This window comes from Streptomyces sp. NBC_00829, from assembly GCF_045161795.1.
In the GTDB taxonomy this organism is placed as follows: Bacteria; Actinomycetota; Actinomycetes; order Streptomycetales; family Streptomycetaceae; genus Streptomyces.
Map to the genome: position 1 here is coordinate 5,464,391 of NZ_CP108867.1, position 14,824 is coordinate 5,479,214.

Annotated in this window: 11 protein-coding genes and 1 pseudogene; 7 read left to right on the top strand and 5 right to left on the bottom strand. The window is 69.4% G+C overall.

Annotated elements, in window-relative coordinates; translation table 11 throughout:
- Positions 1-12 precede the first annotated feature (12 nt).
- The 4 genes from OG293_RS24255 to OG293_RS24270 are packed head-to-tail and all read left to right on the top strand — an operon-like array spanning position 13 to position 5,061.
- Complete coding sequence (locus OG293_RS24255; protein WP_406000893.1) at positions 13-1,131, top strand: DegT/DnrJ/EryC1/StrS family aminotransferase; 1,119 nt, start codon at positions 13-15, stop codon at positions 1,129-1,131.
- The gene (locus OG293_RS24260) at positions 1,128-2,144 is read left to right on the top strand and encodes a Gfo/Idh/MocA family protein (protein ID WP_406000894.1); all 1,017 of its coding nucleotides are present in this window, start codon (positions 1,128-1,130) and stop codon (positions 2,142-2,144) included. Before OG293_RS24255 ends, OG293_RS24260 begins: the two co-directional genes overlap by 4 nt.
- Before the next feature lie 11 nt (positions 2,145-2,155).
- Positions 2,156-3,781 carry a glycosyltransferase family 2 protein gene (locus tag OG293_RS24265; RefSeq protein ID WP_406000895.1) on the top strand — a complete coding sequence of 542 codons (1,626 nt, stop codon included), beginning with the start codon at positions 2,156-2,158 and terminating at the stop codon, positions 3,779-3,781.
- Positions 3,778-5,061 carry a nucleotide sugar dehydrogenase gene (locus OG293_RS24270; RefSeq protein WP_406000896.1) on the top strand — a complete coding sequence of 428 codons (1,284 nt, stop codon included), beginning with the start codon at positions 3,778-3,780 and terminating at the stop codon, positions 5,059-5,061. The genes OG293_RS24265 and OG293_RS24270 overlap by 4 nt, the downstream gene beginning before the upstream one ends.
- Before the next feature lie 121 nt (positions 5,062-5,182).
- On the opposite strand, the gene wecB is transcribed toward OG293_RS24270, so the two are convergent.
- Complete coding sequence (wecB, locus tag OG293_RS24275) at positions 5,183-6,271, bottom strand: non-hydrolyzing UDP-N-acetylglucosamine 2-epimerase (protein ID WP_406000897.1); 1,089 nt, start codon at positions 6,269-6,271, stop codon at positions 5,183-5,185.
- Positions 6,272-6,473: 202 nt separating this feature from the next.
- Between wecB and OG293_RS24280 the strand changes: the two genes are divergently transcribed.
- From OG293_RS24280 to OG293_RS24290, 3 genes are read left to right on the top strand one after another with little or no spacing between them, the layout of a single operon-like run.
- Positions 6,474-7,589: a glycosyltransferase family 4 protein gene (locus OG293_RS24280; protein ID WP_406000898.1), complete on the top strand. Its 1,116-nt coding sequence runs from the start codon at positions 6,474-6,476 to the stop codon at positions 7,587-7,589.
- Between the two features lie 9 nt (positions 7,590-7,598).
- Positions 7,599-8,153 (top strand): hypothetical protein, encoded by a 555-nt coding sequence (locus OG293_RS24285; RefSeq protein WP_406000899.1) that lies wholly within the window; start codon positions 7,599-7,601, stop codon positions 8,151-8,153.
- 21 nt (positions 8,154-8,174) lie between these two features.
- A complete protein-coding gene (locus OG293_RS24290; protein ID WP_406000900.1) occupies positions 8,175-9,581 on the top strand; it encodes a glycosyltransferase in 1,407 nt (468 codons plus the stop codon).
- A gap of 67 nt (positions 9,582-9,648) precedes the next feature.
- Here the strand turns inward: OG293_RS24290 and OG293_RS24295 are convergent, their stop codons facing one another.
- The 4 genes and pseudogenes from OG293_RS24295 to OG293_RS24310 all read right to left on the bottom strand — a co-directional run bounded on the left by OG293_RS24295 (position 9,649) and on the right by OG293_RS24310 (position 14,789).
- Positions 9,649-11,910 carry a glycosyltransferase gene (locus tag OG293_RS24295; protein WP_406000901.1) on the bottom strand — a complete coding sequence of 754 codons (2,262 nt, stop codon included), beginning with the start codon at positions 11,908-11,910 and terminating at the stop codon, positions 9,649-9,651.
- An 83-nt stretch (positions 11,911-11,993) separates the two neighbouring features.
- Complete coding sequence (locus tag OG293_RS24300; protein WP_406000902.1) at positions 11,994-12,593, bottom strand: acyltransferase; 600 nt, start codon at positions 12,591-12,593, stop codon at positions 11,994-11,996.
- A gap of 65 nt (positions 12,594-12,658) precedes the next feature.
- On the bottom strand, positions 12,659-13,279 hold the full coding sequence (locus OG293_RS24305) for a hypothetical protein (RefSeq protein WP_406000903.1): 621 nt from the start codon (positions 13,277-13,279) through the stop codon (positions 12,659-12,661).
- Between the two features lie 747 nt (positions 13,280-14,026).
- Positions 14,027-14,789: pseudogene (locus OG293_RS24310) on the bottom strand (polyprenol monophosphomannose synthase).
- Positions 14,790-14,824 lie beyond the last annotated feature (35 nt).

A 14,824-nucleotide genomic window follows, 5' to 3' on the forward strand; every position in this document is an offset into this window, starting at 1 on the left:
AGGAGGACGTCCATGACGAGCAGCAACCAGCAGCCCATTCCCGCTGCCCGCCCGGTCATCGGTGAGGAAGAGATCGAGGCCGCCGTACGCGTACTGCGCAGCGGCCGAGTCGTGCAGGGCCCGGAGGTCGCGGCCTTCGAGGAGGGTTTCTCGGAGCTCGTGGAGGGGCGCCACTGTGTGGCCGTCAACTCGGGTACCTCTGCGCTGCACCTCCTTCTGCTGGCTTTGGGTATCGGTCCGGGTGACGAAGTAATCGTTCCTTCGTTCTCGTTCGCCGCTTCGGCGAACGCGGTCCGCCTCGTCGGCGCCGATGTCGTCTTCGCGGACATCGAGCCCGGCAGCTTCGGTCTGGACCCGGCCGCCGTCGAGGCCGCCATCACCCCGCGCACCGCCGCGATCATGCCCGTGCACCTGTACGGCCACCCGGCCGCGATGGACAAGATCATGCCCATCGCCGCGAAGCACAAACTGGCTGTCGTCGAGGACGCCTGCCAGGCGCACGCGGCGGCGCTGAACGGCACCCCCGTCGGCGCCTTCGGTTCCGGCGGCACCTTCAGCTTCTACCCGACGAAGAACATGCACTCCCTTGAGGGCGGCATGATCTCCACCGGTGACGCCGAGGTCGCCCGCACCCTGCGCCTGCTGCGGAACCAGGGCATGGAGCAGCGGTACGCCAACGAGATCGTCGGCGCCAACATGCGCATGACGGACGTCGCCGCCGCCGTCGGCCGTGTCCAGCTCTCGAAGCTGGGCGGCTGGACCGAGCAGCGCATCGCCAACGCCGCGTACCTCACCGAGCACATCACCGCGCCGAACCTGCAGACGCCGACCGTCGCCGAGGGCGCGCGCCACATCTACCACCAGTACACGATCCGCGTCAGCGGGGACCGCGACGCCGCGATGGCGAAGCTCACCGAGGCGGGTGTCGGCAACGCCGTCTACTACCCGACCCCGATCCACCGTCTGAAGCCCTACTGGGAGCCGGATCAGAAGGCCGGCCGCAACTGGGACCTGCCGGAGACCGAGCGCGCCGCCGCCGAGGTCGTCTCCCTCCCCGTGCACCCCTCCCTGTCCGCGGAGGACCTGGAGCGGATCGTCACCGCCGTGAACGAGCTTGGAGAGAATCTGTGACCACCCCCCAGGGACTGCGGGCCGGCCTGATCGGCATCGGTTCGATGGGCCGTCATCACGCCCGCGTACTGGCCGGCCTGGAGGGCGTCGAACTCGTCGCCGTCGTCGACCCGATGGGTGACAAGAACGGCTGGGCGCAGGGCGTCCCCGTGCTCTCGACCGTCGAGGAGCTCATCGCGCTCGGCATCGACTACGCCGTCGTGGCGTGCCCGACCGCCCTGCACGAGGAGGTCGGCCTCAAGCTCGCCGCGGCCGGAGTCTGCGCGCTGGTCGAGAAGCCGGTCGCGGACACCGTCGACGGCGCCCGCCGTCTCGTCGAGGCCTTCGAGTCGCGCGGCCTGGTCGCCGGCGTCGGCCACATCGAGCGCTGCAACCCGGCGCTGCGCTCCCTGCGCCAGCGCCTGGAGGCCGGCGAACTCGGTGACGTCTACCAGGTCGTCACCCGCCGCCAGGGCCCCTTCCCGCACCGCATCGCCGATGTCGGCGTCGTCAAGGACCTCGCCACCCACGACATCGACCTCACCGGCTGGGTGACCGGCCAGACGTACACCTCGATCTCCGCGCGCACGGTCTCCAAGTCGGGCCGTCCGCATGAGGACATGGTCTCAGCGGTCGGTCAGCTCTCCGACGGCACCATGGTCAACCACCTGGTCAACTGGCTGAGCCCGCTCAAGGAGCGCTTCACGTCGGTCACCGGCGAGAAGGGCTGCTTCATCGCGGACACCCTCACCGCCGACCTGACCTTCTACTCCAACGCCGCCCAGGCCACCGAGTGGGAGGCCCTCCAGGCGTTCCGCGGTGTCGCCGAGGGCGACATGATCCGGTACGCCATCCCGAAGCGTGAGCCGCTGCTGGTCGAGCACGAGCTCTTCCGCGATGCGGTCCTCGGCAAGTCGCACGACATCTGTACGCTGCGCCAGGGTCTTCGGACGGTCGAGGTCGCAGCGGCCGTTCTGGAGTCCGCAGCCAGCGGCACCACCGTCGATCTCTCCGCGCACACCGCGGCCCAGTAGGGCGAGGAGCCTTGACCAGTCCTGATGTCACCGTCGTCGTCGCCGTGTACAACACGATGCCGTATCTGACGGATTGCCTTAACTCCCTTGTCGGGCAGAGCATTGGCCTGGACAGGCTCGAGATCGTGGCCGTCGACGACGGCTCCACGGACGAGAGCGGAGCGGAGCTCGACCGGTTCGCGAAGAAGTACCCGGACACCGTCAAGGTGATGCACCAGGCGAACTCCGGTGGCCCGGCCGCGCCCAGCAACAGAGCGCTGGACGTGGCCACCGGACGGTACGTCTACTTCATCGGCTCCGACGACTACCTCGGCAAAGAGGCGTTGAAGCGGATGGTCGCCTGCGCCGACAAGCACGACTCGGACATCGTGATCGGCAAGATGGCCGGCACCAACGGCCGCTATGTCCACCAGGCGCTCTTCAAGAAGAGCGACCCGGACATCAGCATGTTCGACTCGGCGCTGCCGTTCACGCTGGCGAACACCAAGCTGTTCCGCCGTGAGCTGGTGGAGAAGCACAAGCTGCGGTTCCCCGAGGACCTGCCGGTCGGCAGCGACATGCCGTTCACCATCGAGGCCTGTTTCAAGGCCCGCAAGATCTCCGTCCTCGCCGACTACGTGTACTACTACGCGGTGCGGCGCAAGGACGCGAGCAACATCACGTACAAGTCCAGCCATCTGTCGCGGCTGGACTGCACAGCGAAGATCATGCACCACGCGGCCGGTCTCATGGGACCCGGACACCAGCGGGACATGCTCCTTGAGCGCCACTTCACCTGGGAGCTGTTCAAGCTCGTCAAGGAGGATTACCCGGCCCTCGACGAGGAGACCCGGCGTGCGGTGGCCGCGGGCATCGCCGAGCTGGCCGACATGTACCTCACGGACTCGCTGCGCGACGCGCTGCCGCTCGTGCGGCGGGTACGGGCGGTGCTGGCGCAGCACGGCGCGGTGGACGAGCTCGTCGAGGCGATCAGGATCGACGAGCAGGGCGCCCCGCCGTTCCTGCTGGAGGGCGACCGGGCCTTCGCCCGCTACCCCGGCTTCCGGGACCCCGCGCTGAACATCCCCGACCGGGCCTTCGAGGTGACGCAGGAGTCGGTGGCCGCGGCGCTGGCCGCGAACACGGAGCTGGTCTCGGCCGAGTGGGAGCAGGACGGCGACGACCTGTCGCTGGCCGCCGAGGTGCGCCTCGGATTGACCGGTGACACCGGGTCGGCCGTCCTGCGGCTCGTCCAGGGCGCGATGCCCAAGAGCGCCGACAGGGCCGGCGGCCGACGGCTGCCCGCCGGTCAGGAACTTCCGGGCCCTGTGGGGGAGTTCACCCAGGAAGCGACGGCCGACGGCACGGGCACGATCCTGCGCGGACGGATTCCGATCGAGGCCCGTCAGGCCTCGCTCGGGGTACGTGTCCATGTGCAGGTCGCCGGCTGGACGTACGAAGTCGCCGTGCGCGCCGAGGACAAGCCGATGCCGCTCGCCCGGCGCTGGCGCAGCGGCACCCCCTATCGCGTGGGAGCGCGGGTGAACAGCAAGGGCCGCATGGTCATACTGACCGGCCTGCTGTTCCCGCCAGAGAATAAGTTGTGGCCGCGAGTGCGACCCCTGCTGGTCCGTGTGAAGAGGAAAGTAACCCGATGAATATCTGTGTAGTTGCGCTCGGCAAGATCGGGCTTCCGCTTGCCGTGCAGTTCGCGGCCAAGGGCCACAAGGTCATCGGCGCCGACGTGAACGAGAAGGTCGTCGAGCTGGTCAACGCCGGCACCGAGCCCTTCCCCGGAGAGCACGACCTCGACCGTCTGCTCAAGGAGACCGTCGGCGCCGGGCTGCTGTCCGCCACCACGGACACCGCCGCCGCCGTCGCCCAGTCCGAGGCCGTCGTCGTCGTGGTCCCGCTGTTCGTGGACGCCGAGGGCGTGCCGGACTTCGGCTGGATGGACTCCGCGACGAAGGCGATCGCCGCCGGCCTCAAGCCCGGCACCCTCGTCTCGTACGAGACCACCCTGCCGGTCGGCACCACCCGCACCCGCTGGGCCCCGATGCTGGAGCAGGGCTCCGGCCTCACCGCCGGCAAGGACTTCCACCTGGTCTTCTCGCCGGAGCGCGTCCTCACCGGCCGTGTCTTCGCCGACCTGCGCCGCTACCCCAAGCTCGTCGGAGGCATCGACGAGGCCTCGGCGCGGCACGGCGTGGAGTTCTACGAGCAGGTGCTCGACTTCGACGAGCGCGAGGACCTGGCGCAGCCGAACGGCGTCTGGGACCTGGGCACCGCCGAGGCGTCCGAGCTGGCGAAGCTCGCCGAGACCACCTACCGCGACGTCAACATCGGCCTGGCGAACCAGTTCGCCCGTTTCGCCGACAAGAACGACATCGACGTCAAGAAGGTCATCGAGGCCTGCAACTCGCAGCCCTACAGCCACATCCACCAGCCCGGTATCGCGGTCGGCGGCCACTGCATCCCGATCTACCCGCGGATGTACCTGTGGAACGACCCGGAGGCCACCGTCGTGCGCTCGGCGCGCGAGGCGAACGCCGCCATGCCGGAGTACGCCGTGGACCTGCTGGCCGCCGCCTACGGCGACCTGGACGGCGTGGGCGTGCTGGTGCTCGGCGCCGCCTACCGCGGCGGCGTGAAGGAGACGGCCTTCTCCGGCGTCTTCCCGACCGTCGAGGCGCTCAAGGCGCGCGGGGCCGTGGCCTTCGTCTCGGACCCGATGTACACCGCCGAGGAGCTCGCCGCGCACGGTCTGACCCCGCACGAGGGCCAGGTCGTCACCGCCGCGATCCTCCAGGCCGACCACGCCGAGTACCGGGAGCTGGCCGCCACCGACCTGCCGGACGTCCGCGTCCTGGTCGACGGCCGGCGCACCACGGACCCGGCGCGCTGGGAAGGCGTCCGCCGCGTCGTCATCGGCGGCTGAAAGCCTTACGGCACAAAGGCCTGAAAAGGCCGTGGTGCCGTCGTAGTAAAAGGCCCCGGTCACCTCGCAGGAGGCGGCCGGGGCCCTTGTCATACGCGTGAACCACGCGCTTGGCGCACGCTCAGCGCTTGTGCTGCTCCAGGAATTCGACCACGCGGTGGGCGGCGCGGCCGTCGCCGTACGGGGTGCCGCGTTCGGTCGCCGGGGCGGGACGGGTGGCGATCTTGGCCCAGTCGGCGGAGTCCAGCTCGTGCGGGTTGGGGACCAGCTGGTTCCAGCCACCCTCCAGCGTCTCGACCCACTCAGTCTCGGGCCGGATCGTGGTGCCGACACGGTCCAGCAGGAACGCCTCCTTCTGCAGACCACCCGAGTCCGTGACCACACCGGTGGAGCCGAGGACGGCGGACACCAGGCCCGCGTAGGGCAGCGGACGGCCCGAGAACAGCGATCCCTGGTTCAGCTTGATGCCGTGCTGCTCGGCGCGCACGACCAGACGGGGGTGCGCCAGCAGCGCCACCGGCACCGGCAGGGCCGCCAGCGACTCGATGATCGCCGCGAGCCGCGCGGGGTCGTCGGTGTTGTCCGGGCGGTGCAGCGTCGCGAGCAGGTACGGAGCCTCCGGGTCGATGCCCTCGGGCAGCACCGGCTTGGGGTGCTCCCCGGCCAGTACCGCGTCGCGGATGCGCAGGCAGACGTCGACCATGACGTCACCGGCGAGCACGGAACGCTCCGTGAGTCCCTCGGCCGCCAGGTGGCGCATGGCCTCCTCGGTGGGGGCGAGCAGCAGGTCCGCGGCGTGGTCGGTGAGGATGCGGTTGTGCTCCTCGGGCATACGGCGGTTGAAGGAGCGCAGCCCGGCCTCCAGGTGCGCGACCGGGAAGTGCATCTTCACCGCGGACAGGGCACCGGCCAGCGTGGAGTTCGTGTCGCCGTACACCAGCACCCAGTCGGGCTTCTCGGCGTCCAGGACGGGGTCCATCGCGGTCAGCACGCCGCCGGTCTGCACACCGTGGCTGCCCGAACCGATGCCGAGGTGTACATCGGGGTCCGGAATGCCGAGGCCCGAGAAGAAGACGTCCGAGAGGTCGGCGTCATAGTGCTGCCCTGTATGAACAATCACATGTTGGTGATCGGTTTCCGCGAACGCAGCGGCGATCGGTGCGAGCTTGACCAATTGGGGACGCGCCCCGACGACGCTGATGACCTTCACGGTGAACTGCTCCTCGATACTTTGGTTACGGGCCGTCGGCCGGGGCCGAAGACCGAATTCCGTCCGATGATAAAGTGACGCCTCGACGTGTGCTCCGGGGAGGAAGTCGGTAATGAATCAGGCAGCATCCAGGGATGCGGCCGTAGTCACGCCGTGGTATCCCACACGTGAGCTGCCTTTCCGAGGGTCTTTCGTCCAGGCGATGGTCGGTGCGACGGCCCCGGGCTGCGACAGCTTCGTGGTCTATCACTGTGACCCCTGGGTCGCCCCGATGGACGCCACCACCACCCAAGCGGTGGAAGCGGCCAATGGCAAACTCGTGACGCGGGCCACGCACCGGGTTCCCACCGCCGGCGGTGCCGAGCTGGTGCACTTCCCGGTCACCACCCCGCGTGGTCAGGACTACGGCGCCCAGTCGCGCAACCACGAACGGCAGCTGCGGGCGGTCTTGGGCGGCAGGCCCATCGACGCGCCGGTCGTCCACGCCCACGTGGGCCTCCCCAGCGGCTGGGCCGCCCTGCAGAACGCCCGGCCGGACGCGAGGGTCTTCGTCACCGAGCACGCCTCGTTCCTGGAGCGCGTCTTCCAGGACCCCGACGCCGTGGAGCTCTACGACGAGCTGCTGGCCCGTGTCACCGGCTTCTTCGCCGTCGGCGACAAGGTCACCGAGGTACTGAGCAGGCAGTTCCCGCACCACGCGGACAAGATCCTGCGCATCCCCAACCCGATCTCCTTCGACGAGAGTCGGCCCGCCCCGGTCACGGAGCTGCGCAAGTGGCTCTACCTGGGCAGCATGGTCGAGCTCAAGGGCGTCAACTGGCTGGTCGAGGCGTTCGCCCAGGCCCACGCCCAGGACCCGACGCTGACGCTGACGATGGTCGGCGAGGGTCCGTTGCGCAAGACGCTGACCGAGCGGGTGGCCGAGCTCGGTCTTGCCGACGCCGTCGACCTTCCCGGCTCGATCCCGCACGAGCAGGCGCTCGACCTGATGCGGGAGCACGATCTGCTGGTCCACCCCAGCCGCTACGAGACCTTCGGAATGACCATCGTGGAGGGCATCGCCGCCGGTATGCCGGTGCTGGTGACCCGCTGCGGTGGACCCGAGAAGACGCTGGCCGGCATAGAGGATGCGGCCGGTGAGCTCATTGATGTGGAAGAGAACGCCGAGTCGATCAGTGAGGGCTACTGGCGCCTGCGCAGCCGCTTCGACAGCAGCGGTCTGGACCTGAAGCGCGCCCGGGAACAGCTGGCCGCGCAGTACGGCTTCGAGGCCGTCGCCCAGGCGCACTACCGTCTCTGGTTCCCCGACTCCCCGTGATGGAGTGACATGCAGGTCCTGTTCCTGGCTCTCGGTGCCTCGCGCAAGCGGGCTGTGGTCGAAGAGTCGGCGGAAATTGTGGCGCGCGGCGGCCGTGCCGTCGTCCTGGTCGGCGCCCACAAGACGTGGCTCGACCAGGGCTTCGAGCCCGGCGTGGAGCTGGTGACGGCCGACGAGCTCCAGGCCCGCCATCTGCCGCTGCGGCTGGAGCGGCTGGTGCTCTACCGTGTGCCCCGGCTCGTCGTACGCGTCACCGGCCGCGGCCCGCTGGCCGCCAAGGCCAAGCGCGCCCTCAAGGCGTACGAGCGCCGGGTGGCGGCGCGTGTCCACCGCAGGGTCTTCATGCCGCTGCACCGCCGTGTCTGGCCCAAGTTCGCCGACCGGATGGTCTGGAGCCACTTCGCCCCGCGCAAGGGCCCGGACCTCCTGGTGGTCGCCGATGCGCTGTCGGTGCCCCGCGCAGTACAACTGACGGAGGCGTGGGAGTCCGAAGGCCTGGCAGTCCCCAGAGTCTGTTACGGCATCGACTCCGACGTGTCCCCGCAGACCTCAGCCGCTCGCTGACATCGACAACGAGGAAGATTCATGAAGAACCGCAGCGGCCGACGCCCTCGCGTGCTCTACCTGGCGTTCTACTTCCCGCCGTCCCGCGCGAGCGGTGTCTACCGCGCCCGGGCGACGGCCAACCACCTGGTGGAGAAGGGCTGGGACGTCACCGTCTGCGCGTCTCCGCTGGACTTCCTCTACAAGAGGATCGGCTCGGTCGACGAGGGGCTCTCCGAGACCGTCGACCCGCGCATCAAGGTCGAGCGGCCGTCCCTCAACCAGTACACCTGGCAGCAGGACCTGCGGGAGTTCAGCTGGCTGCGGCGCAGCTTCCCGCTGATGGCCAAGCGCGTCTACCAGTTCAGCCAGACGAAGCTGTTCCCCGAGCGCTACTCCTCCTGGGCCTGGGCCTCGGTGGTGCGGGCGCTGAAGCTGCACTCCAAGAAGCGCTTCGACATCGTCGTCGCCACCGGCAACCCGTTCGCGTCCTTCGGCGCCGCGTGGCTGTTCAACCGGCTCACGGGTGTTCCGTACGTGATGGACTACCGCGACTCCTGGACGCTGGACCTCTTCCACGACGAGCCCGCCTTCCCCAAGGGCCACATCGCCTGGGGCTGGGAGAAGCGGATGCTGGGCAAGGCGTCCGCCTCGGTGTTCGTCAACGAGGCGCTGCGCGGCTGGCACGCCGAGCGGTACCCCGAGGTCGCGGACCGCATGATGGTGGTCCCCAACGGCTGGGACGCCGACGTGATTCCGGAGGCGCCCGCGCCCTCCGAGGGCGAAGACCCCGCGACGAGTGTGACCTCTCCCGACGGTACGTCGCGTCCGCTGAGGTTCGCCTACCTCGGCACGCTGACCGTCAAGCAGCCGGTGGGGGAGATGGCCGAGGCGTTCAAGATCGCCCGCCGTCATCCCGACCTTGCGGACGCCGAGCTCCAGATCCACGGCCACCTCGGCTTCTTCAAGAACAGCCCGGCCACGCTGAAGGCGAAGCTCGGCCTGGACGAGGAGGGCCCGGCGAACGGCGTCGAGGACACCGGTCTGCGCTACTGCGGCCCGGTCTCCAAGACCGAGGTCGGCAAGGTCTACGAGGACGCGGACGTCCTGGTCTTCCTGGCCGGCGGCGGCAAGTACGTCACCTCCGGCAAGATCTTCGAGTACATGGCCTTCGGGCACCCGATCGTCTCGGTGCACGCGCCGGGCATCGCCGCCCAGGACGTGCTGGAGGGCTATCCGCTCTGGTTCAACGCGGACAGCCTGGATGTGGACGCCCTCGCGGCGTCGATGGTGGCGGCGGGCAAGGCCGCCCGTGATCTGACGCCGGAGCAGCGCGAGACCGCCCGGCGGCACGCGGACAAGTACCAGCGTGACGCGGTGCTGAGGCCGTTCGAGGAGCAGCTGCGGACCATCATCGGCCGCGAGCCCGCCGCTCCCTCGGAGAGCTGAGGCGAAGCCGTTACGACGAAGCCCCCGACCGGAACTCCGGTCGGGGCCTTCGCCGTAACGGCGGGGGCTACTCGTCCTTCGGGGCGTAGATCTCCCGGTCCATGTGCATGGTGACGACGAGGTGCGGGTGGGCCTTGGCCCACTTCCAGCCCGTCACCGTGGAGTTGATGTCGCTCACGAACACATGGTCGGCGAGGTCGAGACGGAGCTCCGGCAGGGCCACCCGCTTGGAGATACGGGAGAGCAGGTGCGGCCGGATCTCGCGGTAGCCGCGGTTGAAGATCTTCTTGTGGAAGGCGTTGGCGGCCTTCGTGTGGGCCCGCTGCATGGTCGCCACCGCGAGCTCGGGGCCGATCACCTTGCGGTTGCGCGCGGCCATCCTGCGGGCCTTGCGCAGCACCGCGCGGGGGGCGCGGTAGACGAGGAAGCGCTCACCGCGCGGGATGCGCAGCTTCTTCTCCGCGTCCTCGATGCTGATCACGGGGACGCGGGGGTCCAAGTGCGCGTGCTGCCAGAAGTTGTCGGCTCGGCCCGCGACGAGGGTGACCTCGACGCCCACCTCCACAAGGAAGTTGGCGAAGTCGACGATGCGCCGGGGCTTGCCGGGGGGCGTCAGCGCGAGGATGACCGCGCGTCCGACCGGCTCCGCGGGCTGCGTCGACTTCGCGGGCTTCGTCAGGTCGGCGGAGCCGGCGGCAGCCTCGCCCGCGGCCGTCGCGGGGACCTCCGCCGCCTTCTCGGCGGGCACGGGCGCCGGTGCGGCGGGCAGCGGGGTGCCCTCGTAGACCGAGATGAGCTGCTTGGCGACCGCCTCGGTGCCGTAGCGGCTCTCCAGGACCTCACGGGCGGCGGGCAGGTCGATCCCCGCCACGTCGTCCCTCAGCTGCCAGTAGGCGTCGGCGATGACCTTGGGGTCCTCGCTGATGTCCATCAGCGCCCCGGCCTTGGACTCGATGCCCGCGAGGCTCTCCTGCGGGCCGCCGCTGCGGGTCGCGAGCACGGGCAGTCCCGAGGCGACCGCCTCGACGACCGTCATGCCGAAGGTCTCGCCCTTGCTCGCGTGCACCAGCAGATCGTGGCGGTGCATCAGCGCGTTGACGTCCTCGGGGGACACGGGCGGCAGGATGCTCACCCGGTCGGCGAGGCCGAGCTCGGCGGCGCGGGCTTCGAGGTCCTCCTCGCGGGCGCCGTGGCCGACCATGGTGAGTGTCGCGCGCGGCTCCTTCTTCGCCACCAGGGCGAAGGCTTCGAGGAGTTCGTCCACGCCCTTGGGCTTGACCAGCCGGCCGACGTACAGCCAGCTGAGCAGCTCCGACGAGCGCGCGGCGCCGGGGGTGAAACGACCGAAGTCGATCATGTTCGGTACGACGCTGAGCTTGTCCGCGTACGCCGGGAACTCCTCGGCGATCTGGTCACGCAGCCTGGAGCTGACGCACAGGAACGCGTCCGCGCGCTCCAGCACCTCGCCGTACAGTGCGCGGGCGGCGGGCTGGGAGAAGACCTTGTCGAGGAACGAGGAGTGCTCGGTGACGACGACGCGCGCGTCGGGCCTGGCCAGGCGCAGGGCCAGCACACCGCCGTAGATGCCGGTGTGGGCGTGCACGAGGGGGGCCTCGATCGTTCCCTTGGGCAGCGCGGGCAGCAGCGCCTTCTCCTGGGCGGTGGCCCAGGGGCTGTAGTTCTTGCGGTTCAGCAGGGGCACGGGAGCGCGGACGACGGTGCCCTCCGGGGCCTTCACCACGGGGATGAGGTCGCGGCGGTCCCGCAGGCGCTCGGATGTGACCTTGATCGCGTCGTTGAGCGCGGGGTACGCCCGGCCGGCCCAGTCCTCGGTGTGCAGGACGGTGACCCGGTCGAACTGGTCGGCCACGGCCGCCGTCATCGCCTGGGCGAACGAGCCCGCGTACGGGTTGTTCGGCGACGGGTACCAGGGGGTGATCACGGCGAGGTCGCAGGGCTCGGCGGTGTGAGCGCCCGTGCCCGGCTCCAGCTCCAGCGTGAGCTCCGGCCGGCGCCGAATGGCGGCCCAGGCGGTCGGCAGCGCCTGGGCGTCACCGGCGATCAGCCGCCCGGCCGTGGCGAAGGGCCCCGACTTGTCGGCGACCAGCTTCTTCGCCGCGGACCATGCGGAGCCGTGCTTGTCGAGGGAGAGCCGTACGACCTCCACGCCGTCCAGGAGCGAGAGTTCGGCGACGGTCTCCGTCCACTCCTCGCCCTCTGCGACGACCAGCACGACCTGCGACCCGGACGACGCAAGTTCCTTGACATGCTCGCGTGCTGCCCGTACCCGGTACGTTCCGAGCGCGAGATAGAGCACGTGGCTTTTCATCTGGTTCCCTTCGCACAACATGACGCAGGGCCCCAGGGTATCGAAGCCTGGGGCGCGCTCTGCTGCCGGAGCGAGTCGTGCCGTCAGCCTTGCTCGGCGAGAACGCCGTCCTTCTCGACGTAGACGGCGCCGCTCTGCGGGCACTCCCAGACGCCGGCCTCGTCCGCGCGCTCGACCAGCCGGACACCGGCCTTGCCGACCCAGCCGATCTGCCGCGCGGGCACACCGACGACAAGCGCGAAGTCCGGCACGTCCTTGGTGACGACGGCACCCGCGGCGACCATGGACCAGCGTCCGATCCGTACCGGCGCGACACACACGGACCGCGCGCCGAGCGAGGCGCCCTCGGCGACCTTGACGCCCACGGCCTCCCAGTCGCCGCCGCGCTTCTGCTTGCCCTCGGGGTCGACGGAGCGCGGGTTGTGGTCGTTGGTCAGCACTACGGCGGGGCCGACGAAGACGCCGTCGCCGAGCTCGGCGGGCTCGTACACCAGGGCGTAGTTCTGCAGCTTGACGTTGTTGCCGATCTTGACGTCGGTGCCGACATACGCGCCACGGCCGACGACACAGCCCTCACCGAGCTTCGCGCCCTCGCGGATCTGGGCGAGCTCCCAGACGCTGCTCCCGTCGCCGATCTCGGCGGTCTCGTGGACCTGGGCGGTGGGCTGGACCCTGTAGTTCACTCTTCTGCCTTCCGGTGCGCGGCTTCGCCCGGCGAGCATACGTGGGTGCGGGGACCTGTCGCGGGTCAGGGCGACTGTGGCCAGACAAGCATCAGGTAACTGCCGTACGCGCTCGACACCAGTGTGGCCGAGGCCAGGACTGTGTAGGTCACCGTGGGACGTGTCGCCGCGATCACCCGTGCGAGCGGCAGGAGCAGAGGGAAGGCGGGCAGGATGAAGCGCGCCTTCGAGTGGAAGTATCCGGCGCCGCCTATCGTGATGAGCAGGAGTACGGCGGAGTAGATGAGAAGAACGGCGGGCTGGCGCTGCTGGACCGCGATCACGAAGATCATCACTGCGACGGTGATGGTGCTGGCGGCCACCACTGTGTTCAACGTCATCGGCAGCTTGGAGAACAGCTCGGACATGTGGTGAAGCGTGAAGGTGCCGCCGTCGAAGGTGCTGCCCCACTTTTCCTGGACCACGAAGTAGCCGTCCCAGCGGTCCGCGCGGTAACCCACCCACAGGAACCACGCGAACCAGCCAAGGGGCGCGATGACGATGCAGGCGACGGCCGACAGCGTCTGTGAGGGGCCCGCCCCCGCCGCCCGCGGCTGTCGGACTGCGCAGATCAGGGCCCACACCGCACAGATGACCACCGCCGCCACGACTGCGGCACCCGACGGACGGGTGAGCCCGGCGAGCACGGCCAGGAAACGCGGCGGCGCCCCACCGCCGAGTGAGGACGGCGTAGAGCGCCCATGCGGCGATGGCGGTGAAGACGGGCTCGGTGTAAGCCATCGACTCCACCATGGCGTGCGGAGCGATCCCCCAGAGGACCACCGTCACCAGGGCGGCCTTGCGTCCGAGGAGCAGTTCGGCGATGGCGAAGATGCCCCAGGCGGCGAGGAGGGCGGAGGTGATGGAGATGCCCCAGGCGACATAGCCCACGGGCAGTGGGATGACGGCGGAGACCCCCCGGATCAGGGATGGGTACAGCGGGAAGAACGCGTACTTACAGAGCTCGCCCTGGGCCTTGCAGAGGCCGGTCATCGGGGCGGCGTAGCCGTAGTCGGCTATGTGCACGTAGTACTGCGTGTCGAACTTGGCTGCCAGGAGCTGGCCGAGGCTGGGGCCGTCGTCCGGGATCCGGAGTGCGACGAAGGCCACACCTATGGATCTGACCACGGGTACGCGACGAGTGCGGGCAGTGCGCGAATGAATGCGCTGTGTATTCGTACGATCGGGAGTCGCCGACCCGGCTGTGCCGTCCGCGGGGTGCGGCAGGCCTGGAAGCGGCCGGGGCCGGTGTCGTCTGCAGTCCCGACATCATCGCTCTCTCTGCTCTTGTTGTGCCCTGAGATGTTGTGCGCATCCTTCACAGGCGTCGCACACTCACCACAGAAATAGCACAGAGGGCTGATGGTGTGTGAGGTTGGCCTGATCACACGGCCTCAGGCGCGCGAAAACAGGCCCCTGAGGCGGGCGTTGACACCCCAGGCCGTGACCCTCCACAGTGCTTCGGCGGCGATCGCGCGGCTCATCTTGCTGTCGCCGCGCTCCCGTTCGACGAAGGTGATCGGCACCTCGGTGACCTTGAAGCCCGCCTTCACCGCACGCCAGGCCAGATCGACCTGGAAGCAGTAGCCCTGGGGGGTGACGTTCTCCATGCCGAGCCCTTCGAGAGTCTCCCGTCTGAAGGCCCGGAACCCGCCGGTCGCATCTCGGATCGGCACGCCCAGCAGGAGCCGTGAGTAGAGGCTGCCGCCGCGGGGCAGGAGCTCGCGAGACTTCGGCCAGTTCACGACACTTCCCCCCGCAACCCAGCGCGACCCGAGGACGAGATCCGCGTCCGGCAGGGCCGCCCAAGAGCTGGGGAAGCTGTTCAGGCTGGTGGGAGCCATCGGTGTCCATCTCGACCAGCACTCCGTAGCCGTGATCGATGCCCCAGCGGAAGCCCGCGAGGTAGGCGGCGCCGAGGCCCTCCTTGCCCTGGCGGTGAAGGGCGTGCACATGGGCATCGCCGTCGGCGATCTGATCGACGATCTTGCCGGTGCCGTCGGGGCTGTTGTCATCGGCGACGAGGATGTGCGCTTCGGGTACGGAGGCACGAACCCGCGAGACGATCCACTCGATGTTGTCGGCCTCGTCGTACGTCGGGATGATCACCAACACCGTGCCCAGGGAGCCGAACGTCCGCTGACCGACCTCTACCACTTCTTCACCCCATGCTTCGGCCGGCGCATCGAGGG

Coding starts and splice junctions, on each gene's coding strand:
- OG293_RS24255 (WP_406000893.1), top strand. CDS start 13: ATGACGAGCAGCAACCAGCAGCCCATTCCCGCTGCCCGCCCGGTCATC.
- OG293_RS24285 (WP_406000899.1), top strand. CDS start 7,599: ATGCAGGTCCTGTTCCTGGCTCTCGGTGCCTCGCGCAAGCGGGCTGTG.
- OG293_RS24280 (WP_406000898.1), top strand. CDS start 6,474: ATGGTCGGTGCGACGGCCCCGGGCTGCGACAGCTTCGTGGTCTATCAC.
- OG293_RS24290 (WP_406000900.1), top strand. CDS start 8,175: ATGAAGAACCGCAGCGGCCGACGCCCTCGCGTGCTCTACCTGGCGTTC.
- OG293_RS24295 (WP_406000901.1), bottom strand. CDS start 11,910: ATGAAAAGCCACGTGCTCTATCTCGCGCTCGGAACGTACCGGGTACGG.
- OG293_RS24270 (WP_406000896.1), top strand. CDS start 3,778: ATGAATATCTGTGTAGTTGCGCTCGGCAAGATCGGGCTTCCGCTTGCC.